Consider the following 23,774-nt stretch of genomic DNA (forward strand, 5'->3'; position numbering starts at 1 on the left):
GGGGCCTCGGCCCGCCCCGGCGCTCGTCACGCGGCGTCCGCGCTCAGGCGGCCGCGGCCTTGCGTCGGCCCCGCGCCCTCGGGGCCGGCATCTCGGCCGGGGCCTCCGGCTGCTGGACCTCGGCGGCGGGACGGCGCTGCTGGCCGAGACCGAGACTCTTGGCGAGCTGCGAGCGCTGGGCCGAGTAATTGGCCGCTGTCGACGGGTAATCGTTGGGCAGGCCGTAGCGCTGGCGATAGGCGTGGATGTCGAGCCCGTGGGTCGAGAGATGGCGCTTGAGCGTCTTGTAGGGCTTGCCGTCGATGAACGAGATCAGCGCGTCCGGCGTGATCGACTTGCGGACCTGAGCCGGCGTCGGCCGCGACGCGGATTCCGCCTCGGCTTCGGCGCTCTCGGCTGTCAGCCCGCTCAGCGCCGCGTGGACGCTCGAAATCAGCGCGGGCAGATCCGTGAGGGGAAGCGAATTGCTGGATACGTAGGCCGCCACGATGTCGGCCGCCAGTTCCGTGTAATCTTTCCGAAGAGCCTCGGTACTATCCGCCATGAGTCCGGTCCTTGTTCGCGGTAACGGACTGCTCAAGTCGATATCGGCCGCGAAAAAGCAATCGGTATTGCCGCGCTGTTCACAGCTCACGGTCGATGTGAGGCGGATTTTTTCAATCGAGCCTTCAGGGCAGGAACAGTTCCGCTGGACCGGATCACCAACTCCGCCGCGGATTCAGCCCGCCGGCCGCAGAGCCTCGAGGATCCGGCGGGCGATGCCGGGATAGTCGCCGTCGAAATGGTGGCCGCCCTCCAGGCGGATCGTGCGGATGCCGGCGAGGCTCGGGTCGGTGCAGGCAGGCTCCTTCTCGGCCGAGCCGTAGATGCAGAGCACCCTGGCCGCGGGCAGCGCCGCGATCTGCGGCACCACCGCGTGGGCGCCCCCGAGACCGAGGAAGCCCTTCACGGACACGCTGAAGCCGGTGCTGCGGCCCGGACCCAGGAGGGCGACGAGGCCGATCCGATCCGTGAGGCTCGCGGGCAGGTACGGCCAGGCGAAGGGAAAGACGTCGGCGCCGAAGGAGTAGCCGAGGACGAGGATGGGCAACCGCCCGTCGGGATCGGCGGCCTTGAGCGCCGATACGGTGTCGGCCGCCACCGTCTGCGGGGCCTTCTCCGACCAGAAATAGCGCAGGGCGTCGACGCCGATGACGTGCACGCCCTCGCGTGCCAACCGGTCACCGATCGTCTTGTCGATATCGCGCCAGCCTCCGTCGCCGGAATAGAAGATGGCGAGCGCCCTCGCCGGCCCGACGGCGGGATGCTCCACGATGGGGAGCTGGCCGGTGCCGGCATCCCGCGCGGCGAGGGCGACCGCGGCCTCGGCCGCCTCCACGATGCGGGCCTCGGGCTCCGGGCGCAGGCGTGTCTCGGGCCGGTGCGGTCCGCGCGCGGCGCCCGGCTCCGAATGCGGCGGAGCCGCTCCCTGAACCGCGACGAAGGGCTCCTGCAGCGAGGTCTGCCTGGGATAGCGGAAGCCGTCGGGCGCGGGCTCGGCGGGCAGGCCGTCGCAGAGCGGGCGCCGGAGGGCGAGCGTCTCGGCCGGCTCGAGGGCGACGCCCCCCGCGACCGTCGCCGAGAGCGCTTGGCCGAGGATGGCGTGGACGAGCGCACCGCCCTCCCCGATCCCGAGGAGGACGGGGTGGAAATAGCGCTTGGCCTTGAGCGCCCGCTGGAGGTTCTTCGAGAGATCCTCAACGTCGGACATCGGGCGAAGGCAGGGCCCTGCGTCGCGCTCCAGACCGGCGCGCCATGTCTCGAGGTCGAGGCTCAGGACCATCAGCCCGCGGCGGCGCAGGCCTTCGGACAGGGCTGCGTCCGCCGCTCCCGGACCCCCGCTGCCGGAGACGAGCAGGGCGAGGCCAACCGGGCTCCCGCCCGGCATCGCGACGGGCACGTCCGTGAAATGCGCGGAGGAGACCCGCACCGGCGTCGCCGAGGCGATCAGGGTCGGTGCGGGCGGGCGCCAGGCGAGGAGGAGGCCCGCGCCCGCGGCGGCGAGGAGCAGGGCCGCCCCGATCCCGAGGGCGAGGCGTGCCCCGCTCCGCCGCCTCATCGCCGGATCAGCCCGAAGGGCGAGCCGTTGACGAGGGTCGCCACGTCGAGGAGGGCGCGCGGGGTGCCGAGGCCGCCGGGGCAGATGAGGTAGTAGGGCGTCCAGACCGGATCGAACTTCTGCTTGAACGCCCGCAGGCCGTCGAAGCTGTAGAGATCCGCCCCGCGCCGGTAGAGGAAGGCGCCGAACCGGTTCCAGCGGGAGGCGAGGCGCCGGTCGACGAGGCCCGAGAGGGGCGCCGCGCCGAGGTTGAACCAGCGATAGCCCTCGTCCTTCGCGGCGAGCAGGAGGTTGGCGAACAGCGCGTCCATGATCACCCGCGAGGCGTCGGGCGTGTAGCGGATCAGGTCGATCGCCATCTCGTTCCGGTCGGCTCCCCGCCAGAGATTGGCGAAGGCGACGATGCGGCCCTCCTTGCGCATCACCGCGATGTCGAACCGGGCGAGGTAGGCGGGGTCGAAGTAGCCGAGGGAGAAGCGCTTCTCGCTGCCGGACTTCATGAGGAGCCACGCGTCGGAGACGGCGGCGAGTTCCTCCATCGCGGCCGGGACTTCGGCGCGGGGCAGGATCGCGAAGCTCAGCCCCTCCTTCTCCGCCCGGCGGGCGCCGTAGCGCAGATCGTGGCGGGCCGGGCCCTTCAGGGAGAAGTTGGCAAGCGGTACGCGGGCGACCTCGCCGAGCTTGAGGGCGGCGAGCCCCATGTCGAGGAAGAGCGGCAGGTTCTCGGGGCCGACCCCATAGAAGACGGGGCGCGCCGCCGCGCGGTCGGCGAGCTCGCGGAAGGCCCAGGCGAGGTCGGGCGCGGTGCCTTCCGGCGCCACGGGCTCGCCGAGGGCCACGAGGCTGCGGCCGGCACGGGCGTACATCACGAAGCCCTGCCCATCGGCGGAGGTGAGGAACTCCTTGTCGCCGAGGAGCGCCAACGCCGCGGCGGCGCCGGGCGCGCGGGCGACGGCCTCGACCACGGCCTGCGGAATCTCGGGCTCGGCCCCGTGCGCACCACGGCGGTTGACCGCGCTGTCGAAGCCGATCGCCGCCATGCCGGCCATCAGGGCGAAGGACGCGCGGATCAGGCTCGGTGCGTCCCCGTCCCAGGCGACCTGCCACCAGAGAGCGTCGGCATCCGCGCAGTGGCGCCACGCGATGAAGCCGAGGCCGATCGCCCCCGTGAGGAGGGCCGCGACGCCCGCGAGCGCCGGGCGGCTCAGGGCGAAGAGGCTCGCCGGTGCGGCGCGCGGGCAGCGGTAGAACGAGGATCGGAAGGCAGCGAGAAGCGCGGCCAAGGTGCCGAGGAGGGTCGCCTCCTCCCAGTCGAGACCCTTGCCGAGGGAGAAGGCGGCGCCGAGGACGAGAAGCATCAGCGCGAAGCGCCAAGCCCGGGCGAGGCGGCGGTTGAGGCCCCGCGCCAGCACGAGAAGGGCGAGGCCGACGAGGGAGGCCGCGAAGTGCGAGGCCTCGACGAAGGGCAGCGGCACGACCTGCGACAGGATCTCGATGCGGGCGGCGAGATCCCGCGTCGCGCCGGAGGCCAGCAGCATCACGCCGCCGACGAGCGCGATGCCGGCAGCGGCGCGCGGCACCATCGGCTCTAGGAAGCGGCCGGCCGCCCGGGCCGGTCCGGCGAAGGCGGCGCGGCGGCGCACCAGCTCGGCGGACGAGAGGCCGAGGATCGCGGCCGCGAAGGGCAGGAGCGTGTAGATGATCCGGTAGGCGAGGAGGCCGCCGAGCATGTCCGCGCGACCGCCGGCGCCGAGGCTCGCGATCAGCGTCGCCTCGAAGGCGCCGAGGCCCCCCGGCGCGTGGCTGGCGATGCCGACGACGGTGGCGGCGACGTAGATCAGGGCGAAGGCCGGGAAGCTGCCGACGGCATCGGCGGGCAGGAGCACGTACAGGGTGGCGGCCGCGGCCGTGAGGTCGACGATTCCGGCCCCGATCTGCACGAGGGCGGCCCGGGTGGTGGGCAGGCGCATCGAGAACCCGCCGCGGCCGAATCCGCCCACGCGCAGGACGCGCTCGGTCCGCCCGAGCCAGAGCACGAGCCCGGCCACGAGGCAGAGGATCGCGACGCCCACGCTCGCCTCCGCGCGCGGCAGCCCGGAGGGCACCGTGGCACCCTGCAGGCCGGGCAGGTTCGCCGGGCCGAGCACCAGGGCCACCGCGGCCATGGTCACCAGCGAGACGAGAAGGGCGAACCACGAGGCGCCGAGGATGCGCCCGACGTCGCCGAGCGGCACCGCGTGCGGTCCGTAGGCCCGGTAGCGAAAGGCGCCCTGCGTCAGGAGCGGGAAGCCGAGGGCGTTCGAGACCGCGTATCCTCCCGCTCCCGTTGCGGCGGCGCGGGAGCGTGGAATGCGGCCGGGCGCCACCGTTTCCACCGCGACGAGATCGTACACGCCGATCGCCGCGAAGCTGATCCCCGTGAAGAGGCAGGCGAGGGCGAGGGCGAGCGCCGGGATCTGGCCGAAGGCGTCGGAGACGGAGGTCAACGTGACGCTGCCGAGCGTGCGGTGGAGCATCGCGAGCGCGATCGCCGCGATGCAGAGCCCAGCGAGCGAGGGCAGCAACCGGCGAAGCTGCGAGCCCGAACCCGCCTCGGCGGCGATGTCCTCTCGTAGGGGCAGGGTCTCGGGACTCGTCGGCATGGGCGGCGTCGGGCTCGATGCGGTGAGGGTCCGGGGCGTCGGAGGTCTGTTCGGGCGCCTGCTCGCTCCCGCCGCCGAAGCTGGCCCGGGGGTGGCGTGAAGGTCGCTCAGATGCGGATTCCGGTTCGTTCCGTCAGGTCGGACATCTGCGTACTGTTTAAACAGGAAAGCTCAACGCTGCCTGAATAAAACCCACGGCGTGTCTGTGATGCGAGCAAAATCGGCCTTGGCATGTCCGATCCTCGTTTGGCGAAAATCGGGCGCACGGCCGGAGTGGTCGATCGATATCTTCTCGCTGCGGTTGCCGCCCTGCCGGACCGGGGCGCGGGCTCACACGTGCCGCGGGAGATAAGGGCGAATCGCCCCGGCCTTCGCGGCGAAACCGGGGCGGCGGCGGCTCACGGCCGGCTTGAGCGGAATGCATGGCCGCGAGGCCGATCGAGCGAGACTTCGCCCCGCGGTTTCGCCTATACGGCCCGTCCCGAATCACCGAGGCACAAGGCTCCCGACCGGATGAACGACGCGCTGTGGACGGAAGAGGCGACCCGGAAGGCGGTCGTTCAGTGGATCGAGGGCCGCGACGCGTCGGAGATCGCGGCCGAGTTCGGCACCACCCCCGAGGATGTGGTTCGCCGTGTCGCGCAGGCCGCGCAGACCCTCGGAGCGAAGCCGAAGAAGCCGGCCTCAGCCGCCGCGCCCCGCCCGGCGGCACCCGCCCCGGCGCGGACGAACCCGAACCCGCGGACGGCCGAGGCCGCCGCCCCGACGCCTCGGATCCTGCCGCGTACCGAGCCGCCGGCCCCGAAGGCGGCGCGGAGCGAGGTGATCCGCAGGGCCGCTTCCGCGCCGGCTCCCACGACCGCCGCGGCACGGGCGGTACCCGCCGCGCCGTCGAACCCTGTCCCGAGCGCCCCCGTAGCCCTGTCCGTGCCAGCGCCGACGGCTCTGGCCGTGCCGGGCACGGCGCCCGAATCCCCGATGGGAGGCCCTGCCCTGCCCACGACGGGAGCCCGGCGGCCCCTCGTGGCGGCCGACGGGGGCGAGGGCGTGCCCTTCATGAAGGCCGGCCTCCTCGATTGCGTCTTCCCCCTGTGGTCGGACCACGAGGGCGGCTCCATCGAGACGAAGCGCGTCTGCGGCTGCCGCGTCGTCACCGGCAAGCGCTGGTGCCCGCAGCACTACGCAATCGTGTTCGAGCCGCTGCGCAAGCCCCAGCGCGCGGCCTGACCAAGCGGACCCGAGGGCCGCGCGTCAGGTCCGCCAGCGCGGCGGCTCCTCGTAGCTGAGGGAGCCGACGATCGCACGGAAGGCGGCTTCCGGGAATGCCTTCATGGTCTCGGCGCGGACATTTCCGAGCATCCCGAGCTGAAGGCTGAACCGGGCCGCGACCGCATCGTCCGGCGCCTCGTAGATCCCGACCACGTCATAGGCGCCCATGGTCAGGAAGAAGTGCCGGAACTCGCCGCCCATCCCGGCGAGCAGCGCCTTGGCCGCGTCGAGGCGGCGCGGCGCATCGACGGCCGAGCGCGCGCCCTGATCCGTCCAGCGTCCGAGCATGATGTAGGTGGTCACGACAAGCCTCCGTCGGTGAGAGACGCGCCAAGCCCGATTCTCTCACGCCGGGAGGCCGACGCACAGGCCGCCGATCCATGCCCTGCGGGTATGGCCCGTCTCGCAGCAAGACGACAGCTGCATGTTCGTACGAAAATGTGCCGTGTTGTCGGTGTGTTTGCTGACTTTGTCGGTGCGGTTGCTTCGCTTTGACCTGGGACGGATCTTCAACGATCGGATATAACATGACCCGTTCGTGCCCCAGACCGTCAGCGGCAGGTGCCGACCGGGCATCTGCCATGTGCATGCCGTCCCGCGGAGGGTCCTGCCATGACGACGCTTCACGCCGTCTTCCAGCACACGTCGGCGGCGCACCCGCGGGTGCGCGCCCTCGGCCTCGGCGATCTCCGGATCGCGCTGTCCAAGGGCGTCGAGGACTTCCTCGCCATGCCCACCCACGTCCTGTTCGCGATCGCCATCTACCCGATCGCCGGCATCGTGATCGCGACCCTGACCTTCGAGGAGAGCCTCATTCCCCTGCTCTTTCCCCTCGCCTCGGGCTTCGCGCTGGTCGGCCCCTTCGCGGCGATCGGCCTCTACGAGATGAGCCGACGGCGGGAGCAGGGCCTCGAGGCGACGTGGTCGAGCGCCTACGAGCCCCTCCGGGCGCGCTCGGCCGGCTCGATCTTCGCGGTCGGCTTCCTCCTGATGACGATCTTCCTCGCCTGGCTCGTCTCCGCCATGGGCCTGTACTGGGCGCTCTACGACGGCACGAGCCACGCCTCCGTCCTCGCCTTCGCGGAGGAGGTGGTGACGACCGGCCGGGGTTGGATCCTCATCATGCTCGGCAACCTCGTCGGCTTCGCGTTCTCCCTCGTCGCTCTCGCGGTGAGCGTCATCTCGATCCCGCTTCTCGTCGACCGCGACGTGGACGCGCTCGCGGCGATCGAGACCTCGATGACGGTGGTCCGGGAGAATCCGGGGCCGATGCTGGCCTGGGGCTTCATCGTCGCGGGGTTGCTCGTTCTCGGGATGCTGCCGCTCTTTATCGGATTGGCCGTGGTTCTGCCGGTGCTCGGCCACGCGACCTGGCATCTCTATCGCCGCGCGGTGACGCCGCCCTGAGAGGGCTCGCGCTCCGCGGCGTGATCGCGCATAAGCCACCGCTCTCGGTCATGGAAGGCGGCGCGATGACGGCGGCTGATCTGGTTCCCTATGCCCATCGGGTGCTGCGCGAGGCGAGCCTGCCCGACCTGCCGAACCACTACCGCGGCAAGGTGCGCGACAATTACGATCTGACCGACGGCCGCCGCATCCTGATCAGCAGCGACCGGCTGAGCGCGTTCGACCGGATCCTCACCGCGATTCCCTTCAAGGGGCAGGTGCTGACCCAGACGGCCCGCTACTGGTTCGAGGCGACCGCCGACATCTGCCCGAACCACGTCCTCGCCTATCCGGACCCGAACGTCGTGGTGGGGCGCCGCCTCAGCATCCTGCCCGTCGAGATCGTGGTGCGCGGCTATCTCGCCGGCACCACGGCGACCTCGATCCTGACGCAGTACAAGGCCGGTGCCCGCACCCTCTACGGCCGCCGGCTCCCGGACGGGATGCGCCCGAACGAGCGCCTGCCCCATCCCATCATCACGCCCACCACGAAGGCCGATGCCGGCGGGCACGACGAGCCGCTGACCGAGGCGGAGATCCTCTCGAAGGGCCTGCTGACGCCCGAGCAGTGGCGAACGGTGTCGGAGGCGGCGCTCGCCCTCTTCGTCCGCGGGCAGGAGATGGCGGCCGCGCGCGGCCTCATCCTCGCCGACACCAAGTACGAGTTCGGTACCGACGCCGAGGGCCGGATCGTCCTCGCCGACGAGGTGCATACGCCGGACAGCAGCCGCTACTGGTTTGCCGGAAGCTACGCCGAGCGCTTCGCCGCGGGTGCGTCCCCTGAGAGCTTCGACAAGGATTTCGTGCGCAACTGGGTGGCCGCCCGCTGCGACCCCTACCGGGACGACATCCCCGAGATCCCGCAGGAGGTCGTCGTGGAGACGGCTGCCGTCTACATCCGCGCCTTCGAGACGATCACCGGGCAATCCTTCCCCCTGCCCGACGGGGACGAGGCGCCGCTCGATCGCATCCGGCGGAATCTCGCGGCCTATCTCGCGGCGTGACCGGCCTCGCACGCGATCCCGGCTTCTTCGCGCTCCTCTCCGGCAGTCACGCCCGGCTCCTGGGGCGGCCGCTCGTGCCGGAGGGCCGCGATGCGGTCTGGCTCTACGAGGAGGCGCCCTTCGCCGTCCTCGCCCACGACGGATCGGCGGATCCGCGCTTCGTCTACGCGAACCGGACCGCCCAATCCTGCTTCGGGTACGGCTGGGCCGCCTTCACCGCCCTTCCCTCCCGTCTCTCCGCGGAGGCGCCCCACCGCGCCTCGCGCCGAGCGCTTCTGGAGCGCGTCGCGCGCGAGGGATTCGCGACGGGCTATCGGGGCCTGCGCGTCGCCGCCTCGGGACGCCGGTTCTGGATCGAGGACGGCACGGTGTGGCAATTGATCGATGTGGACGGCACCGTGCGGGGGCAGGCCGCGTGGTTCGCCCGCTGGCATGACGCCTGAGACCCCGCAACGCTCTGGGTGCGGACGGGAATCCCCGCCTCCTCCGTAGCGCCGCGCAGCCGCGGTTCAGGCGCCGACGAGGGATCGGACGAAGGTCGTTATGGCACTGAGGGAGCCGAACTTCGCCGCGACGTCCGGATCGAAGAACGCCACCCGCGCGGCTACGATCCCGATCACCAGGATCCAGAACAGGCCGACGCCGACGCGCAGGACACCGCGCGAAAGGGATCCAGGGCGTGCGGTCGGGCGGCCTTCGCGCAGATCCTGCGCGATCGGCTCTCCGTAAGGGTCGAATTCGCTCTGGCGCATGGAGGCTGGGAAACGGCCGGACATCCTCGCGGATTCATGTCGTGCCGAGACCCTCGATGGCAATGGGCACGGCCGTCGATTGTCGGCCCGTTGCGGAAGAGCCGGTTCACGCGAAGTGGCCGAGGGCGAGCGTTCGTTCCTGTGGGGCGAGCCCCTTCGGTGCCGAGGCGTTCCGCGGTCGCGCACGCCGCCTGATGCGGCCGACCACGGCCGGCCCGTCTCGACCCGGTCTGCCGGGAACAGGGTGCCGGTCCGTCCCTTCCCGCGCTGTCCGGCTCAGTGACGTACGCTGGACGACGGGTTCGGCCACATGTCGAGGGCGATCATCAGGTCCCGGCGGCGGCGCAGCATCTCCAGGGCGTCCTGGGCGGCCGGGCTCGCCTCGAACAGTTCGGCGGGGTGGGCCTTGCCGAGCGAGGCGAAGACCCGATCCGCAAACTCGGCGCCGTTGGCTTCGATGATCCGGGCGATCTCAGCGAGCGTCATGCTTGCCTCCCGATATCGCGTTCCCAGCGAATCGCTAGCCTATTGCATGATGCGTTTTCGCAACGGTCAAGTCTTATTTCGAAAATCCGTCCTTTTTGGATGCCGCCGCGTGCCCTGACGAGCCGGCCCCCCCCGCGCACTCTGCCCCTGCCTCGCTGCCGGTGCGACGTCGGTCAAACAGGCAATCCAGATTGCCGAAATGTCCTGATCTAGAAAAGGCTATTCTCGCATTTGTCGTCCATCGCTCAGGACTGTACTATGGGTTCATTCCGCGAGAGATGGATTTATCAATCGTGCAAGTTGTGAAGGGGGTCGAGATTATCAACCAAGTCGTGCATTCCGACGCGCGAGGCGAACTCGTCGCGCTGGATCAGCACGAGAATCTGCCCTTCCCGCCCCGGCGCGTCTTCTTCATGTCGGTCGACCGGCCCGGGACCGTTCGCGGCGGGCATGCCAATTCCTGCGACGAATTCATCGTCGTCCTGAAGGGCTCGGTGCTCGTCGAGGTCGATAACGGCGGGGAACGGGCCGGCATCCGCCTCGAGGGATACGACCGGGGTCTGTGGATCCGGGCGGGCATCCTCATCCACCTGCGCGAATTCGAGGCCGGGACCATCCTCCTCGTCTGCGCCTCCGAACTCTACGAGGACACGCGCCATTACGATCGGGCGCGGCCGGACCTGTTCCGGGCGGATTGCCACGCATGACGATCCCGCAGGCGGCCCCGCCGCTGCGCGTCGCCCGGTTCCGCGCGGACATCGACCGCGCGATCGCGTCCGTCCTCGGCGGCGACAGCTACATCCTGGGACAGGCGGTGGCCTCATTCGAGGCGGCCTTCGCGGCCGGTGCCGGCCTCGACCACGGTGTCGGCGTCGCCTCCGGCACCGATGCGCTGGCGCTCGCGCTCCGCGCCCTCGGGATCGGCCCCGGCGACGAGGTGATCGCGCCCGCCCTCACCTTCGCGGGGACCGCGCAGGCGATCCTTCAATCCGGCGCGCAGGCCCGGCTCGTCGACGTCGACCCTGTGACCCGCTGCATCGATCCCGCCCGCGTCGCCGAAGCGGTCGGTCCGCGCACCGCCGCGATCCTGCCCGTGCACCTGTTCGGCCACCCGGCCGACATGCCGGCGCTGATGGACATCGCCGAGCGCCACGGGCTCGCCGTGATCGAGGATTGCGCGCAGAGCCACGGCGCCCACCTCGATGGGCGGCCGCTCGGCAGCTTCGGGCAGGCTGCCGCCTATTCCTTCTACCCGACGAAGAATCTCGGCTGCATCGGCGACGGAGGCGCGATCCTGACCCGCGATGCCGCCCTCGCCGACCGGCTGCGCGCCCTGCGCCATTACGGCTTCTCAGGCTCCGAGCGCGTGAGCGCCGGACCCGGCTTCAACTCGCGCCTCGACGAGATCCAGGCGGCGATCCTCCTCGCGCTCCTGCCGCATCTCGGGGCCGGCAACGCCGAGCGCCGCGCCATCGCCGCGCGCTACCGCGAGTGCCTGAGCCGAACAGGCCTCGCCCTGCCGCCCGACACGCCGGGCAGCGTCTACCACCAGTTCGCCGTGACCCATCCCGAGCGCGACCGGCTGATGCGCCGCCTCGCCGAGGCCGGCATCGGCACCGCGGTGCATTACACCCCCGGCCTGCACCGGCATCCCGCCTTCCGGGAAGCCGCTGCCTTCCCGCTGCCGGTCACCGACACCCTCGCTGCCACCCTCCTCAGCCTGCCGATTCAGCCCGAGGTCGCGGCCGAGGCGCCGATGCGGGTCGCGGAGGCGCTGCGGGACTTCCGCCCATGACGACGCGCGTGGTCCTGTACGGCATCGGCTCACCCGTGGCGGCCGACGTGGAGGAGAGCCTGCACCGGGCGGGGCTCGTCCTCGCCGCCGGCATCCGCAACCGCCCCGTCGAGAGCCATCTGTCGGATGAGGCGATCATCCTGGAGCCCGAAGGGGTCGGGCCCGATCTCGTCGCTCTGCCGCATCTCATCCCGCTCTTCACGCCGGCGCACCGCCAGCGGGCCGCGCGCGAGGCGGCCGAGGCCGGGTTCCTCCGCCCCTTCAGCCTGATCGACCCGAGCGTCGCGGCGCCCCGGCGGCTCGACCTCGGGCCGGGCTGCTACGTGAATGCGGGCTGCAGCCTCGGCGCCGCGAGCCGCTTCGGCGCCCACGTCTTCGTCAATCGCGGGGCGAGCGTGGGTCACCACGCGCAGCTCTCCGATTTCGTCTCGCTCGGGCCGGGCGTGGTCCTGGCCGGCCACGTCGCCCTGGGCCGCGGCAGCGTCGTGGGCGCGGGCGCCACCATCCTGCCCGAGCGCAGCGTCGGCGCGAACGCGGTCGTCGGCGCCGGCGCCGTGGTGACGCGGGACGTGCCGGAGGGCTGCCTCGTCCTCGGCAACCCCGCCCGGATCGTGCGGCGCGACATCGGCGGTTACCACGGGCTTCCCGTCACATGAGAAAGCCGGTCGTCGAGCTCTACACGGTGTGCTGGGACGAGGCCGACATGCTCGGCTTCTTCTTCCGCCACTACGACGCTTTCGTCGACCGCTACGTCGTCTACGACGACGGCTCGACGGACGGGTCCCGCGAGATCCTGCGCGCCCACCCGCGGGTCGAGCTTCGGGACTTCGCCCGTGTCGCGGCGGAGTCCTTCGTCCTCTCCCACAAGGCCATGCAGGACGAAGCCTGGAAGGAGAGCCGCGGCCGGGCGGATTGGGTGATCGTCACGGCGATCGACGAGCATCTGCACGTCCCCGGGCGCCCGATGGCGGAATACCTCGCCGAGCAGGCCGATCACGGCGTGACGCTGATCCCGGCGCTCGGCTTCGACATGAACCACAAGGAGATGCCGGACGATTCCGGCCTCCTCGTCGAGCGCGTGACGCGCGGCCGCCCGCGGATCGCCTTCAACAAGCTCAGCGTGTTCCGGCCGGACGCCGTCCGCGAGAGCGGGTTCACCGCCGGCCGCCACGCCGCCGAGCCCGTCGGCGACCTGCGCCTGCCCGCCCGCGATGCCCTGATGCTCTGGCACTACAAGCATCTCGGCTTCGCGCGGAACGCCGCCCGCGAGGCGGCGCAGGCCGAGCGCCTCGGCAGGGTCGATCGCGCGCAGGGCTACGGCCAGCACTATCTCTGGGGCGAGGCGAGGCTGCGCGCCTTCTGGGACGAGATGGAGCGCGAGGCGCGCGACCTCTCCGCAGAGGGCTTCGACCCGGAAGCGGCCGCGATCCGGCCGCTCTGGTGGGAGACGCAAGGGCTGCCGCGGGCCGACCCGATCCGCATCGGCGCGGAGCCGGCGCCCGCCGTGTCGGTCCTCGTCAAGAGCTACAACCACGCGCCCTACGTGGCGCAGACCATCCGGAGCCTCCTCGACCAATCCTTCCAGGATTTCGAGATCGTCGTCACGGACGATGCCTCCACCGACGCCACGGCCGCGATCGTGCGCGGCTTCGACGATCCGCGCATCCGCCTCGAGGTCAGCCCGGAGAACCGCGGCATCTCGGGCGCGATGAACGCGACCATCGCCCGCGCCCGTGGCCGCTACCTCGCGATCCTGAACTCGGACGATTGGGCCCTCCCCGGCCGGCTCGCGCGGCAGGCCGCCTTCCTCGATGCGAACCCGGACGTCTCGGCCGTGTTCGGGATGCCGCGCGCGGTCGACGAGGGTGGCACGCCGACCGTGCCCTTCAACGATTTCCGCGCGCCGCTGCGGCTGCCCGACTTCTCGCGCCGCTCCTGGCTCCGGCAGTTCTTCTTCCACGGCAATTGCCTGTGCGCGCCGACCGCGATGATCCGGCGCGAGGCCTACACGGCGGCGGGCCGCTACGACCCGCGGCTCACCAACTACCAGGATCTCGACATGTGGATCCGGATGCTGGTGTCCGGACAGACAATCCACCTGCTCGACGAGGAGTTGACGGCGTTCCGCATCCGGGCCGGGGATGCCAACATGAGCGCGCCGCGCGCCGACACGCAGCTGCGCTCGGCCTTCGAGAAGACGAAGCTCCTGCGCCACTTCGCGACTCTCGACCGCGCGACCTTCGAGGAGGTGTTCGGCCCGGGCGAGGACGGCTGGGGCGAGGACTTTCCGCACGACAGGCCGGTCGCGCTCTGCGTTGCCGAGCTCGCGCGGCGCATTCCCCGGGTCGAGTACAACCATTTCGCGCTGGAGATCTTCTACGAGGCGGCCGAGCGGACCGAGGATTTCCACCGGCTCCGTACCGAGGCCGGCACGATCGACGCCTTCGGCCTGCAGGCGGTGACCGCCCGCGACCGGATCATCGCCGATCTCAGCCGGAAGCCGGGTTTCGGTTTCACCTACCCGCACGATGCGACGGAATGCGCCCGCCTCAGCGACCTCGTCCTGCTCTACCGGCTCGCCCTCGGCCGCGACCCCGACGACGGCGGTTTGCGGCACCACCTCGATTTCCTGCGGGCGGGCGGCGCCCTGTCGTCGGTCGTGCGGGACTTCGTCGGTTCGGCGGAGTTCGGGGGGCTGTGCGCGTCGAGCGACCCGGCGGCCGTACTCTGCCGCCAGGCGGCCGGGCGTGCGCCGGAGGCGGCGGAGCGCGCCCTTGCGGCGGCCGACCTCGCCCTGGCGCTGCTGCGCTCGCCTGAAGTCCGGGCCCGCCACGCGGTGCTGCCCATCCTCTATCCGGACGGGCTTCCGCCGGACGTTCCCCATCTCTACGCGTGGTGGGCCGAGGAAGCCGAGCGGCTCCGGGACGCCCTGCCGCCGGAGGGCGTTGCCGAACGCGCCGGTCCCGCCCTGTCCATCGTCGTCCTGATCGACCATGTGCCCGATGCGGCATCGGCGGCGTTCCTGCGCCGGATGGCCGGGGCGTTGGATGCCGCCGCGGAGATCGTCCTCGCGCCGGTCGGTGCGGATTGCGCCGCCGCCGGCCGCGCGATCTGCAGCGGGCAGGCCCGGATCGCCTGCGGGCCGGCGGGCGAGGATGCGGCCGACGCCCTCCACCGGGCGCAGGGCCTCTGCCGCGGCCTCTTCACCGGGCTCGTCCGACCGGGCGACGGGATCGCCGTCGCGGCGATCCCCGGCCTCCTGCCCCTGCTCGACGGGGCCGACGTGCTCCTCGCCGACGAGGATGTGCGCTCGCCCGGCGGCCGGCGCAGCGACCCCGCCTTCAACGGGCGCTGGGATCCGGATGCCTGCCTCGCGCGGCCGCCCTCGAGCCTCGTCCTGTTCCGCTCCGAGCTCGTCGCGCCGTTCGGTGGCTGGGCGGCGGCGGGCGCCGGAACGGCCGATCCATTGCTGATCCAGTGGGGATTGCTGCTGCGCGCAGGCCGGCACCTCGCACCTGAACGGATCCGCCCTGCCCACCGCATCCTCGTGCATCGCCGCGAGGGGGCCCCTGCCGTACCGGATACGGCGGCGATGGCGGAGGTCTTGGAGCGCTTCCTCACTGAGGGCGACCGCCGGCCGGCCACGGTCGAGCGTGGGGCGGGAATCCTGCGCCCGCGCTATGTCTGCCCAGACCCGCCCAAGGTCACGATCGTCGTTCCGACGCGGGACCGGCTCGACCTGCTCGGCGCCTGTGTCGAGAGCGTCCTGTCCGGAACGCGCTACCCGCGTTTCGAGATCCTCGTCATCGACAACGGGAGCTCCTGTCGAGAGACCCTGGCCTACCTCGCCGACCGGGCTGCCGACCCGCGCTTTCGCGTCCTGCCCTGCGGCGGCATCTTCAACTGGGCACGGCTCAACAATCTCGGCGTCGCGCGCTCGGACGGCGCGATCCTCGTCCTCCTCAACAACGACACCGTCGTGCTCGAGGGCGGCTGGCTCGAGGAACTGGTGGCCCTGGCGCTGCGGCCCGAAATCGGCGTGGTGGGCGCGAAGCTCTCCTATCCGGACGACCGGGTCCAGCATGCCGGGATCGAGATCGGCGCGGACGGGGAGGCGCGCCATGTCTGGCGTCACGCCCCCCGCACCGCGGCGGGCTACAGCGATCAATTGCGGATCGTCCGCAACGTCTCGGCCGTGACAGGCGCCTGCATGGCGTTCCGGCGCGAGGTCTTCGACGCCCTCGGCGGCTTCGACGAGACCCTTCGGGTGACGTGGAACGATGTCGATTTCTGCCTGCGTGCCCGCGAGGCGGGCCTGAGGGTCCTGTGGACGCCGCATGCCGAGCTGCATCACCACGAGGGCGCGACGCGTCCTGTCGACGCCTCGCCCCAGGACGCCCGGCGGTTCGCGCGGGAAGCCGAGCAGGCGCGCGCGAACCGGATGCTTCGCCTCGCGGAACTCGGCTATCAGAGCCCCAACCTCCTGATAGACGGGGGCCAGCCCCGCCTCGCGACACGCCCGCTCGCGGCGCTGGCCGAGCACAATCGCGCGGCGATGGACGGCGACGCCCGCTCGAACCCGAACGCCGGGACCGTCGCCGATCCCGCGCCGGAACGCGCGATGCGGCTTCCGCGCTACCTCCGTGCGCCCGTCGAGCGCACGAAGCGGCTGTGGCGCGATCTGCGCCCGTCCCGCCCCTGAGGCTGGCCGGATCGTCGGCTCATTCCCTTCGCCGAAGCGGCCCGCCCCGCCACGGGACGGTCACCTGCGTTCGGCGGCACGCGGGGCGTGCCTCTCGGCATTTGCCACTTCATCCCGGGTGTCTATGCCGAACGATCCGGAACTCGTTGCCAATATATAATAAGTACCCTTGTCTATTGCGCAAACCGATCAGTTCGGAGTGCTAAATTTGCATCAATCTATCGAAAGGCTATGACCGTATATTTTGTGAAATGGATTAGAATTGACTCTACCGAGCTGTCTCGCACTCATGGCCGAGTTGGTCGCCGATCGCGCGGCAGGGTCTTGAAGAAGACAACCGTAAGTTTTGGGGGAAATCATGTCGACGGTCGCATCGTCTCTGCGCCGGTCTCTACTGATGAGCGTTCCGGTCTGGGCAGTTCTGGTTGCGGACGGCCGCGCCGATTGCCAGCCGGCGACGCCTGCCAGCAATCAGACCGTGACCTGCACGGGCAACCAGCCCACCGGCTTCATCGCTCCCGCGGGCGCCACGGGCCTCACCGTGAACATCCAGTCGGGCGCCACCATCGGCTTCCAGCAGACCAGCGCGGGCAACAACCCGAGCTTCGCGAACGTGCGCGTCAACGGGTCCAGCACCGTCAACAATGCCGGCACGATCAGCAACGCGGCGCCGCTCAACCGCGACAATTTCGGCGTCAACCTCGCGGGCGACCTCTCGACCCTGAACAACACGGGCACGATCACCCTGACCGCACCGGCCGGCAACGCCACCACGCGCGTCTACGGCGCCTATTCGAGCGCGCCGACAGGGGCGGAGTACGATGCCATCACCGTGACGAACAGCGGCACGATCAGCGTGACGCAGAACGGGAACGGCGTCGCCCGCGGCGTCTATTCGGGCGAGGACATCGAGGTCTTCACGCTGAACAATACCGGTCTGATCCAGGCCACGCGCGGCACCACGGCGACCGCGACGACGGCGGCGGTCGCGGGCGTCGATGCCGACGACGACACCGACAAGCTCGTCGTCAACAACGCGGCGAGCGGGCGCATCCTCGCCACCGGCACGAACACCCGCGCGCTCAACGGGCGGGCGGCCGAGTACGAGATCAACAACAGCGGCACGATCGGCAACACGACGGCGGGCGAGGCGGCGATCGCCACCTACGCCCTGAACGCCGGCAATGCGGGCGCCACCACCGCGCGCGCCTACAACACGGTGATCACCAACACCGCGACGGGCGTGATCAACGGCGACGTGCGCAACACCGATCAGGACCTGCAGACGGCGGCGACGGTGGTGAACATCCGCCGCACCGGCACCCTCAACAATGCCGGCCTGATCACCGGCAACGTCAGCTTCGGCGGCGGCAACCAGACGGTCAACAACACGGGCCGCATCGGCGGCAACATCACCTTCCTCGACGTGGCGGGGACGGTGAACACGGTCAATCTCGGCACCGGCTCGAGCATCGGCGGGAACATCACGGCCCAGGGCCTCGGCACCAACGCGCTGAACCTCTCGGGCACGGACACCCTCACCGGCACCGTGTCGGGCTTCACCAGCCTGACCCAGAATGCCGGCGCCTGGACCCTCGGCAGCGGCTCGGTCCAGAACCTGTCCGGCAACCTCACGGTGGCGGGCGGAAACCTGACCCTCGCTGCCGGCTCGACGCAGAACGTCGGCGGCCAGATCCAGGTGACCGGCTCGGGCGCGCAGCTCACCGTCAACAACACGATCACCAACAAGACCGTGCTGATGTCGGGCTCGAACACCACGGTGGTGAACAACGGCACCCTGACCGGCACCGGCGCCGCGGGCCGGCCCAACACGGCCGCCACCCGCGTCTACGGCGTGCTCGCCAACTCCAATGCGGGAGACATCTCGAACCTGACGGTCGTCAACACCGGCACGATCAGCGTGACCGAGAACGGGATCGGCATCTCGCGGGGCGTCTACGCGGGCGAGGACATCGCCTCGATGACCGTGACCAACACCGGCCGCATCTCGGCGACCCGGGCGGCCACCAGCACCGGGACCGCGGCTGTCGCCGCGATCGATTCCGACGACGACGTCGCCGCGCTCACCGTGAACAACCGGGCCGGCGGCCAGATCACCGGCACCGGCACGGGCGTGCGCGCCGTTCAGGGCCGGGCGCGCAACTACACCCTCGTCAACGAGGGCACGATCACCGGACCCGCGGGGGGGCAGGCGATCGTGATCTTCGGCGCGGGCAACGCCACCCTCACCAACGCGGCGTCGGGCACGATCACGGGCGACGTCCGCCTCGTCGATGCCGACTCGGCCAACCCCACCAACAACCGCCGCAACAGCACCACGGTCAATGCCGGCCGCGTCGCGGGCAACGTCGTCTACGGCGCGGGCAGCCACACGCTGACCAACACCGGCACGATCACCGGCGCCATCACCTTCAACGACGTCGCCGCCAGCGTGAACACCGTCAATCTCGGCACGGGCTCGGTGATCGGCGGCACGATCACCGCGCAGGGGCGCGGGACGAACAGCCTCAACCTGTCGGGCACCGGCACGCTCGCCAGCAACGTCGTCGGCTTCACCTCCCTGTCGCAGGCAAGCGGCGCCTACACGCTCGCGGCCGGCACGACGCAAGGCTTCTCGGGCGGCGCCTCCGTCACCGGCGGCACGCTGACCGTGAACTCGACGCTCAACGCCGCCACGCGCGTCGGCGGCGCCGGCACCCTCAGCGGCACCGGCACGATCGGCGGCAGCCTGACGAACGCGGGCACCGTCGCGCCGGGCAACGCCGCCGCGCCGACCGGCACGCTCAATGTCGCGGGCGCCTACGTCCAGGGGGCCGGCGGCACGCTGCAGAGCACGATCACGCCCGAGGGTCAGGCCGCGCGACTCGCCGTGACGGGGGCCGCAACCCTCGACGGCACCGTCCAGGTCAAGCCGATTGCCGGCAGCTACCTGCCGGGTACGCGCTACACGGTGCTGACGGCGCAGGGCGGTGTGCGCGGCGCCTTCGCCGCGGCGGCCGACGACGGGACTCTGCCCTTCCTGATCCGGCCCGTCGCCTCGCACGACGCCAACAACGCCTACGTCACGCTGACCCAGCAGAGCTTCGCACTGGTGGCGCAGACGCCGAACCAGGCCTCGGCCGCCCGCGGCCTCGACGCGGCGCTCGCCAGCAACCCGGCGGCTTTGCTCGCCCTCGACAGCCAGAGCAACGCGGCCCTGGCCGGCGTCCTCGACCGCGCCGCGGGGCAGGGCTACGCCTCGATGGCCGACCCGCAGCTGCGGGCCGGTCGCGCCTTCACCGACCAGCTCGTCTCGCGCGCCTACGTCGCGACGTTCGAGCCCGGCCCGACCCAGTTCACCCTGCCGCCGGCGGTTTACGCCGCCGACCTGCCGAAGCGCGGGCCCGTGCCCGAGCCGAAGATCATCGAGACGAGTCGCGGCTACGGCGTCTGGGCGAACGGCTACGGCCAGTTCGGGCGGGTGGAGAACACGCTCAACGCCGCGGGGCGCAACGAGACCATCGCGGGATTCGCGGGCGGCATCGACATCCACCCGCAGGTCGGCACGGTGCTCGGTATCTCGGCGGGCTACGGCTCGGTCGATGTCAGCCTCGGCCGCACCGGCGAGCGGGCCCACACGGATAACGGCCAGGTCGGCGTCTATGGCGGCATCACGAACGGCGCGCTCTACGCGAACGCCGCGCTCGGCTACGCCCGCGCGGAAGGCCGCCTCGATCGTGCGCCCGTCTTCGCGGCCCTGCAGGGCAACGGGGCACGGGGCACTATCAGCGGCAACCAGTTCCTGTCGGCGGGCGAGGCGGGCTACCGCTTCACCTACGCGCCGGGACAGGTCCTCACGCCCTTCGTCGGCTTCCAGGTCTCGACCTTCGATCAGGACCGGGTGCGCGAGGTCGGCGGCGGGTTGTTCAACCTGAACGTGGCGGCGCGGGACTTCCTCTCCGCCCGCACCCTGGTCGGCGGGCGCTTCGAATCCTCCGCCACGATCGGCGGCCGCGTCGTCACCCTGGCGTTCAAGGCGGCCTACGTGCACGACTTCGCCGACGTGAGCCGGACGATCAGCTCCGCCTTCGCGCTCGCGCCAGCCGTGCCGTTCGCGGTGGCCGGACGCCGCCTCGACCGGGACCGGGCCCTCATCGGTCTCGGTATCGGCACGCTGCTCGCGCCCGGGCTGACGGGCTTCGTCAACTACGACGCGGAGGTCGCCTCGACCGACTCGATCCAGGCCGTGAGGGGCGGGCTCCGCTACAACTTCTGATGCGGAGACGGGGGACGGGGGCCGCGTTCAGCGGCTCCCGCCGCCCCCACCGTTGGCGCTCCCGTTCGGAACCGCCCGTTCGGGGAAGCTCGCGTTTCCGCCCGCGGCCGAGTTCGTGGTGATCGTCTCGGCGCCCGTGGCGCCCGGGGCGATCACGACGTCCCGGCTGTTGCCGGTCGTGTTTGGCTGGTTCTGGATCACGACGCCGGGCCGGCCGTGGGGCACCGGACCCGGAAGGATCTGGGCCAGGGCCGGGCCCGCCGTCACGAGGACGAGGCCGACGAGGATCGTGCGCGTCATCGAAGTTCTCACGGTCTGTGGCATCCGCGGCGCCCTGCGCCGCGCCGGTGGCGGAGAAAAAAAGATCTCCGCTGGCTGAGAGCTAAGGCGTCCGCGGTTCGCTGCAAGCGGCGGGGCCGGAGCGAGGGAGCCGCCGAGAAAAAGCCCGCCACGGTCGCGAGACCGGGCGGGCGAAGCCTTGGGAGGAACGCCGTCGGAACAGCGATGGGTCCAACTTAAGCCCTGTCGCAACCGTGACAATTCCGATGCACGCTGGGCTGGTATGCCAGAGGCGCGTGGATGGGCGCGTGCGCACGCTTCGTGGGCGCGGCTGCGGCCTCGGCCCGGGTCAGGCGTCGTTCTCGGGCGCGAAGACCTCGCCCTTCTCGGCAAGGCGGGCATTGTCCTCGTCGGCCCGCAATTCCTGGAGTGCGCGGTATTCCGCGATCAGCCTTCGCAGGTCCGGGCTCGCGGGCGGGACCGCGTCGGCTTCGAGAACCGCCTCGGTCGCGGCCTCGATCCGGGCCAAGTCCTCGCCCGGGAGCGAGGCGGGATCACCGAGGCCGAATTCCTTCGCGATGCGGGCGGTGATCTCGGCCCGTTTCCCATCCAGATCGGACATGCTCTCAACCCTCTCCAGACCGTGCCCGACCGGGGCCGCTCTGCCGGTCGAAGGACCCGTCCTGAAAATCCGCAGGCCGAACTCCGTTCCGCGCGCGCCGTACACGAAGACGCGCGGCCGTCCTCCTTCGGGGTCCACGGGCATGATCGGCGTCGCGCGGCCTCGCCGAGGTTCTCCTTCCCCTGTCCATCACGGAACGCGAGCGTACCGAGCGGGGAGAGGGCACGAACGGTCAAGCTTTCGTCACGCTTCGTCCCCAAGGAGGGGGCCCGCCAACACGGACCGGACAGGAGCCTGCCCTTGCAGAAATCCCACGCCGACTTGCGCGCCACCCCTCCTTTCGACGGAGCCCCCAAGACCGCCAAGATCCTGCTCGGAAACGAGATCATCGGCTGCCGCCTGCATGAGGACGGCGCGCAGGAAGGCCGCCTGGAACTGAGCAGCGCGGCCGGCATTCCCGAGCATTTCGTCCTCGCGGTCGGGACCGGGGACGAGCGCCTCGCGCGCGTGACCTGCCGGAAGCAGGGCGGGAACGGCGCCGAACTCTGGGTGCGGTTCCTCGGCTCCGCCCGGCTCGCGGCCTGAACCCTCCGCGCGAGGCCCGATCCCGGGCCTCGGGCACCGCGGCCCTCCTGCGGCGTTGGCGCATGGACCGACGCACCGCAGGGAAGGGTCCGATGACGAAGGACGGCACCGACACGCAGGCCGAGCGGATGCCGCACGGCAAGCCCGCGAGCGAGGGGCTGGCGAACGCCCCTCAGGACACGGCGACCGGCCGCGTGCAATCGCAGGACGGTCCCCTCGAGCGACCGGGCACCGAGGCCGAGGACGAGGCCGCGAACGGAGCCGACGTCAAGCGGCGGACGGATTTCTGACGCGTCGCCCGTGCGGCGCGCGGGGGAACTGCGACCTCCGCCGCCCCGTTGGCCCGGAAAGCGATCTCGGAGATCACCATGGGTACGACGACCCGCGCCGCCCTGGCGGCCGCCCTCCTCATCGCCCTCACCGGTGCCGCCTCCGCGCGCGGGGGCGGAAGCTCGGGGAGCGGTCTCTCGCCTTTCGCGGCGGAATCCGGCAACGACCGCTCGGCGGGCGTGAACAACGGCAATTACCGCAACCCCCGCCTCGATCCCTACATCCGAGCCTACGGGGGCCGCTACGACCGCCCGGCCCGGTACCGCCGCGAGCCCGTTCCGGGGCCGTATTACGGCTATCCCTACTGAGGATCGCGAGAGCCGTCGCGGGGCTGCGCCCGCGCCGCTCCGCCGAACGGCTCCCCTCGGGCCGGAGGCGATATCAGGCGGGCTCCGGAAGCCTGTAGCCGGCCGCGCGCCCCGCCCGCGCCGCGACCGCCGCGATGAGGCCGTCGAGGCGCTCTTCGGGCAGCACGGCGCTCGCCGCGAGATGGTAGGTCTCCCAGCCGATGCTGAGGAAATCGAGGCCGAACCGCTCGGCCGCCGAGCGGGCGCCGAGCCCCGCATCGGCCGTGCCCGTGGCGATCACGGCGGCGACCGCTTGGTGGGTGAATTCCTCGACGCCGTATCCGGTGATCGCGGACGGCGCGAGCCCCGCCTCCGCCAGCATCCGGTCGAACCACGCCCGCGTGCCGGACCCTCTCTGCCTGTTGACGTAGCGGACCCGCCCCGTCGCGAGGTCGTCGAGGCCGCGGATGCCAAGGGGGTTTCCGCGCGCGAGCAGCAAGCCCTGCTCGCGCGCGAACAGCGCCTGCACCCGCAGACCCGGATTGTCGACGAGGTCGGTGAAGGGGGCGCCCGCCTCCGTGAGCCCGTGCGAGCCGCAATGGAACCCCGCCACGTCCGCCTGCCCGTCGAGGAGGCGCTGCACCGCCTCGCGGCTGCCCACGACAGCGACGTCGCAATCGTCGAGCGCGGCGAGCGTGTCCATCAGGACGAGATCGTGGCTCGCCGCGATGGCGAGCGGACGGGGTGCCCCGCCGACCAGGCTCGCGAGCCGCGCCTCGATCGCCCGAGCCTCCCGCGCAAGGGGCGCGGCGAGGCCCGCCGCCGCGTCGGAGAGGGCCTGCGCCAGGGCTTGGCCGACGGGGGTCAGGGTGGTGCCGTGCCCGCGGGTCTTGCGCACCAGCTGCTGCCCGAGCGCCGTCTCCAGGCTGCGCAGGCGATCCCAGGCGGCGCGGTAGGAGAGGTCGAGGGCCGTCGCGACGCCCTGTACGGAGCCGCTGCTCTCGATGGCGCTCAGGAGCGCGAGCGCGTCGGCGACGGCGACCCGGCGCGTCCCGAAGCGCAGCACGCCGCCGAGCCCGAGTTCGACCGCGACCTCGGTGCGGGCCGGTTCCGTCATGTCGCGATCCGCCCCTCCTCGCCTGCCGCGGCCGACGCGGCATAGCACATCGCAGTTCTGCGATCCGATTGAGCCAATATTAAC

Annotated in this window: 21 protein-coding genes; 12 read left to right on the plus strand and 9 right to left on the minus strand. The window is 71.4% G+C overall.

Translation table 11 applies throughout. The features are described from left to right. Positions 1–43: 43 nt before the first annotated feature. The 3 genes from J2X36_RS21715 to mprF form a co-directional block, all read right to left on the minus strand. Entirely contained in the window at positions 44–544 is a 501-nt protein-coding gene (locus J2X36_RS21715; RefSeq protein WP_310353679.1) for a MucR family transcriptional regulator, read from the minus strand. Between the two features lie 174 nt (positions 545–718). Beyond that, positions 719–2,098, minus strand: coding sequence for an AcvB/VirJ family lysyl-phosphatidylglycerol hydrolase (locus tag J2X36_RS21720; RefSeq protein ID WP_310353681.1), 1,380 nt, complete (start codon positions 2,096–2,098; stop codon positions 719–721). After that, a complete protein-coding gene (gene mprF, locus J2X36_RS21725) occupies positions 2,095–4,740 on the minus strand; it encodes a bifunctional lysylphosphatidylglycerol flippase/synthetase MprF (protein ID WP_310353683.1) in 2,646 nt (881 codons plus the stop codon). The genes J2X36_RS21720 and mprF overlap by 4 nt, the downstream gene beginning before the upstream one ends. Before the next feature lie 513 nt (positions 4,741–5,253). Between mprF and J2X36_RS21730 the strand changes: the two genes are divergently transcribed. Beyond that, on the plus strand, positions 5,254–5,967 hold the full coding sequence (locus J2X36_RS21730) for a hypothetical protein (RefSeq protein ID WP_310353685.1): 714 nt from the start codon (positions 5,254–5,256) through the stop codon (positions 5,965–5,967). A gap of 24 nt (positions 5,968–5,991) precedes the next feature. Here J2X36_RS21730 and J2X36_RS21735 read toward each other — a convergent pair whose 3' ends face one another. Next, positions 5,992–6,312, minus strand: a complete 321-nt coding sequence (locus tag J2X36_RS21735) for a GYD domain-containing protein (RefSeq protein WP_132254329.1) — start codon at positions 6,310–6,312, stop codon at positions 5,992–5,994. A 309-nt stretch (positions 6,313–6,621) separates the two neighbouring features. Here J2X36_RS21735 and J2X36_RS21740 point away from each other — a divergent pair, with 309 nt between their 5' ends. From J2X36_RS21740 to J2X36_RS21750, 3 genes are all read left to right on the plus strand, one after another. Next, entirely contained in the window at positions 6,622–7,416 is a 795-nt protein-coding gene (locus J2X36_RS21740) for a DUF2189 domain-containing protein (protein ID WP_132254328.1), read from the plus strand. A gap of 65 nt (positions 7,417–7,481) precedes the next feature. Continuing rightward, positions 7,482–8,459 carry a phosphoribosylaminoimidazolesuccinocarboxamide synthase gene (locus J2X36_RS21745; protein ID WP_310353689.1) on the plus strand — a complete coding sequence of 326 codons (978 nt, stop codon included), beginning with the start codon at positions 7,482–7,484 and terminating at the stop codon, positions 8,457–8,459. After that, on the plus strand, positions 8,456–8,902 hold the full coding sequence (locus J2X36_RS21750) for an MEKHLA domain-containing protein (protein ID WP_310353691.1): 447 nt from the start codon (positions 8,456–8,458) through the stop codon (positions 8,900–8,902). The genes J2X36_RS21745 and J2X36_RS21750 overlap by 4 nt, the downstream gene beginning before the upstream one ends. Before the next feature lie 66 nt (positions 8,903–8,968). Here J2X36_RS21750 and J2X36_RS21755 read toward each other — a convergent pair whose 3' ends face one another. Then, positions 8,969–9,235 carry a hypothetical protein gene (locus tag J2X36_RS21755; RefSeq protein WP_310353693.1) on the minus strand — a complete coding sequence of 89 codons (267 nt, stop codon included), beginning with the start codon at positions 9,233–9,235 and terminating at the stop codon, positions 8,969–8,971. A 252-nt stretch (positions 9,236–9,487) separates the two neighbouring features. Further along, positions 9,488–9,697 carry a hypothetical protein gene (locus tag J2X36_RS21760; RefSeq protein WP_132254324.1) on the minus strand — a complete coding sequence of 70 codons (210 nt, stop codon included), beginning with the start codon at positions 9,695–9,697 and terminating at the stop codon, positions 9,488–9,490. A 293-nt stretch (positions 9,698–9,990) separates the two neighbouring features. Here J2X36_RS21760 and J2X36_RS21765 point away from each other — a divergent pair, with 293 nt between their 5' ends. The 5 genes from J2X36_RS21765 (at position 9,991) to J2X36_RS21785 (ending at position 20,470) form a co-directional block, all read left to right on the plus strand. Beyond that, entirely contained in the window at positions 9,991–10,404 is a 414-nt protein-coding gene (locus tag J2X36_RS21765; RefSeq protein ID WP_310353696.1) for an FdtA/QdtA family cupin domain-containing protein, read from the plus strand. Next, a complete protein-coding gene (locus J2X36_RS21770; protein ID WP_310353698.1) occupies positions 10,401–11,492 on the plus strand; it encodes a DegT/DnrJ/EryC1/StrS family aminotransferase in 1,092 nt (363 codons plus the stop codon). Before J2X36_RS21765 ends, J2X36_RS21770 begins: the two co-directional genes overlap by 4 nt. Next, positions 11,489–12,148 carry an acetyltransferase gene (locus J2X36_RS21775; RefSeq protein WP_310353699.1) on the plus strand — a complete coding sequence of 220 codons (660 nt, stop codon included), beginning with the start codon at positions 11,489–11,491 and terminating at the stop codon, positions 12,146–12,148. The genes J2X36_RS21770 and J2X36_RS21775 overlap by 4 nt, the downstream gene beginning before the upstream one ends. Continuing rightward, the gene (locus J2X36_RS21780) at positions 12,145–16,194 is read left to right on the plus strand and encodes a glycosyltransferase (protein WP_310353701.1); all 4,050 of its coding nucleotides are present in this window, start codon (positions 12,145–12,147) and stop codon (positions 16,192–16,194) included. Before J2X36_RS21775 ends, J2X36_RS21780 begins: the two co-directional genes overlap by 4 nt. Positions 16,195–16,591: 397 nt before the next feature. Beyond that, positions 16,592–20,470, plus strand: a complete 3,879-nt coding sequence (locus J2X36_RS21785) for an autotransporter domain-containing protein (RefSeq protein ID WP_310353704.1) — start codon at positions 16,592–16,594, stop codon at positions 20,468–20,470. 27 nt (positions 20,471–20,497) lie between these two features. On the opposite strand, the gene J2X36_RS21790 is transcribed toward J2X36_RS21785, so the two are convergent. Both J2X36_RS21790 and J2X36_RS21795 read right to left on the minus strand, forming a co-directional pair. Continuing rightward, entirely contained in the window at positions 20,498–20,770 is a 273-nt protein-coding gene (locus J2X36_RS21790; protein ID WP_132254318.1) for a hypothetical protein, read from the minus strand. A gap of 328 nt (positions 20,771–21,098) precedes the next feature. Then, on the minus strand, positions 21,099–21,371 hold the full coding sequence (locus tag J2X36_RS21795) for a hypothetical protein (RefSeq protein WP_132254317.1): 273 nt from the start codon (positions 21,369–21,371) through the stop codon (positions 21,099–21,101). Between the two features lie 300 nt (positions 21,372–21,671). Between J2X36_RS21795 and J2X36_RS21800 the strand changes: the two genes are divergently transcribed. The 3 genes from J2X36_RS21800 (at position 21,672) to J2X36_RS21810 (ending at position 22,594) form a co-directional block, all read left to right on the plus strand. Further along, on the plus strand, positions 21,672–21,956 hold the full coding sequence (locus J2X36_RS21800) for a hypothetical protein (protein WP_132254316.1): 285 nt from the start codon (positions 21,672–21,674) through the stop codon (positions 21,954–21,956). A gap of 92 nt (positions 21,957–22,048) precedes the next feature. Next, positions 22,049–22,246: a hypothetical protein gene (locus tag J2X36_RS21805; RefSeq protein WP_132254315.1), complete on the plus strand. Its 198-nt coding sequence runs from the start codon at positions 22,049–22,051 to the stop codon at positions 22,244–22,246. Between the two features lie 78 nt (positions 22,247–22,324). Next, on the plus strand, positions 22,325–22,594 hold the full coding sequence (locus J2X36_RS21810) for a hypothetical protein (protein WP_132254314.1): 270 nt from the start codon (positions 22,325–22,327) through the stop codon (positions 22,592–22,594). A gap of 73 nt (positions 22,595–22,667) precedes the next feature. Here the strand turns inward: J2X36_RS21810 and J2X36_RS21815 are convergent, their stop codons facing one another. Continuing rightward, positions 22,668–23,690: a substrate-binding domain-containing protein gene (locus J2X36_RS21815; protein WP_132254313.1), complete on the minus strand. Its 1,023-nt coding sequence runs from the start codon at positions 23,688–23,690 to the stop codon at positions 22,668–22,670. Positions 23,691–23,774 lie beyond the last annotated feature (84 nt).

The sequence above is a fragment of the Methylobacterium sp. BE186 genome, assembly GCF_031457035.1.
In the GTDB taxonomy this organism is placed as follows: Bacteria; Pseudomonadota; Alphaproteobacteria; order Rhizobiales; family Beijerinckiaceae; genus Methylobacterium; species Methylobacterium segetis.

Bases quoted from the DNA above. Each gene is read 5' to 3' on its own strand.
- J2X36_RS21715 (WP_310353679.1), bottom strand. From the start codon at position 544: ATGGCGGATAGTACCGAGGCTCTTCGGAAAGATTACACGGAACTGGCG.
- J2X36_RS21720 (WP_310353681.1), bottom strand. From the start codon at position 2,098: ATGAGGCGGCGGAGCGGGGCACGCCTCGCCCTCGGGATCGGGGCGGCC.
- mprF (WP_310353683.1), bottom strand. From the start codon at position 4,740: ATGCCGACGAGTCCCGAGACCCTGCCCCTACGAGAGGACATCGCCGCC.
- J2X36_RS21730 (WP_310353685.1), top strand. From the start codon at position 5,254: ATGAACGACGCGCTGTGGACGGAAGAGGCGACCCGGAAGGCGGTCGTT.
- J2X36_RS21740 (WP_132254328.1), top strand. From the start codon at position 6,622: ATGACGACGCTTCACGCCGTCTTCCAGCACACGTCGGCGGCGCACCCG.
- J2X36_RS21745 (WP_310353689.1), top strand. From the start codon at position 7,482: ATGACGGCGGCTGATCTGGTTCCCTATGCCCATCGGGTGCTGCGCGAG.
- J2X36_RS21755 (WP_310353693.1), bottom strand. From the start codon at position 9,235: ATGTCCGGCCGTTTCCCAGCCTCCATGCGCCAGAGCGAATTCGACCCT.
- J2X36_RS21760 (WP_132254324.1), bottom strand. From the start codon at position 9,697: ATGACGCTCGCTGAGATCGCCCGGATCATCGAAGCCAACGGCGCCGAG.
- J2X36_RS21770 (WP_310353698.1), top strand. From the start codon at position 10,401: ATGACGATCCCGCAGGCGGCCCCGCCGCTGCGCGTCGCCCGGTTCCGC.
- J2X36_RS21775 (WP_310353699.1), top strand. From the start codon at position 11,489: ATGACGACGCGCGTGGTCCTGTACGGCATCGGCTCACCCGTGGCGGCC.
- J2X36_RS21780 (WP_310353701.1), top strand. From the start codon at position 12,145: ATGAGAAAGCCGGTCGTCGAGCTCTACACGGTGTGCTGGGACGAGGCC.
- J2X36_RS21785 (WP_310353704.1), top strand. From the start codon at position 16,592: ATGAGCGTTCCGGTCTGGGCAGTTCTGGTTGCGGACGGCCGCGCCGAT.
- J2X36_RS21790 (WP_132254318.1), bottom strand. From the start codon at position 20,770: ATGACGCGCACGATCCTCGTCGGCCTCGTCCTCGTGACGGCGGGCCCG.
- J2X36_RS21795 (WP_132254317.1), bottom strand. From the start codon at position 21,371: ATGTCCGATCTGGATGGGAAACGGGCCGAGATCACCGCCCGCATCGCG.
- J2X36_RS21805 (WP_132254315.1), top strand. From the start codon at position 22,049: ATGACGAAGGACGGCACCGACACGCAGGCCGAGCGGATGCCGCACGGC.
- J2X36_RS21810 (WP_132254314.1), top strand. From the start codon at position 22,325: ATGGGTACGACGACCCGCGCCGCCCTGGCGGCCGCCCTCCTCATCGCC.
- J2X36_RS21815 (WP_132254313.1), bottom strand. From the start codon at position 23,690: ATGACGGAACCGGCCCGCACCGAGGTCGCGGTCGAACTCGGGCTCGGC.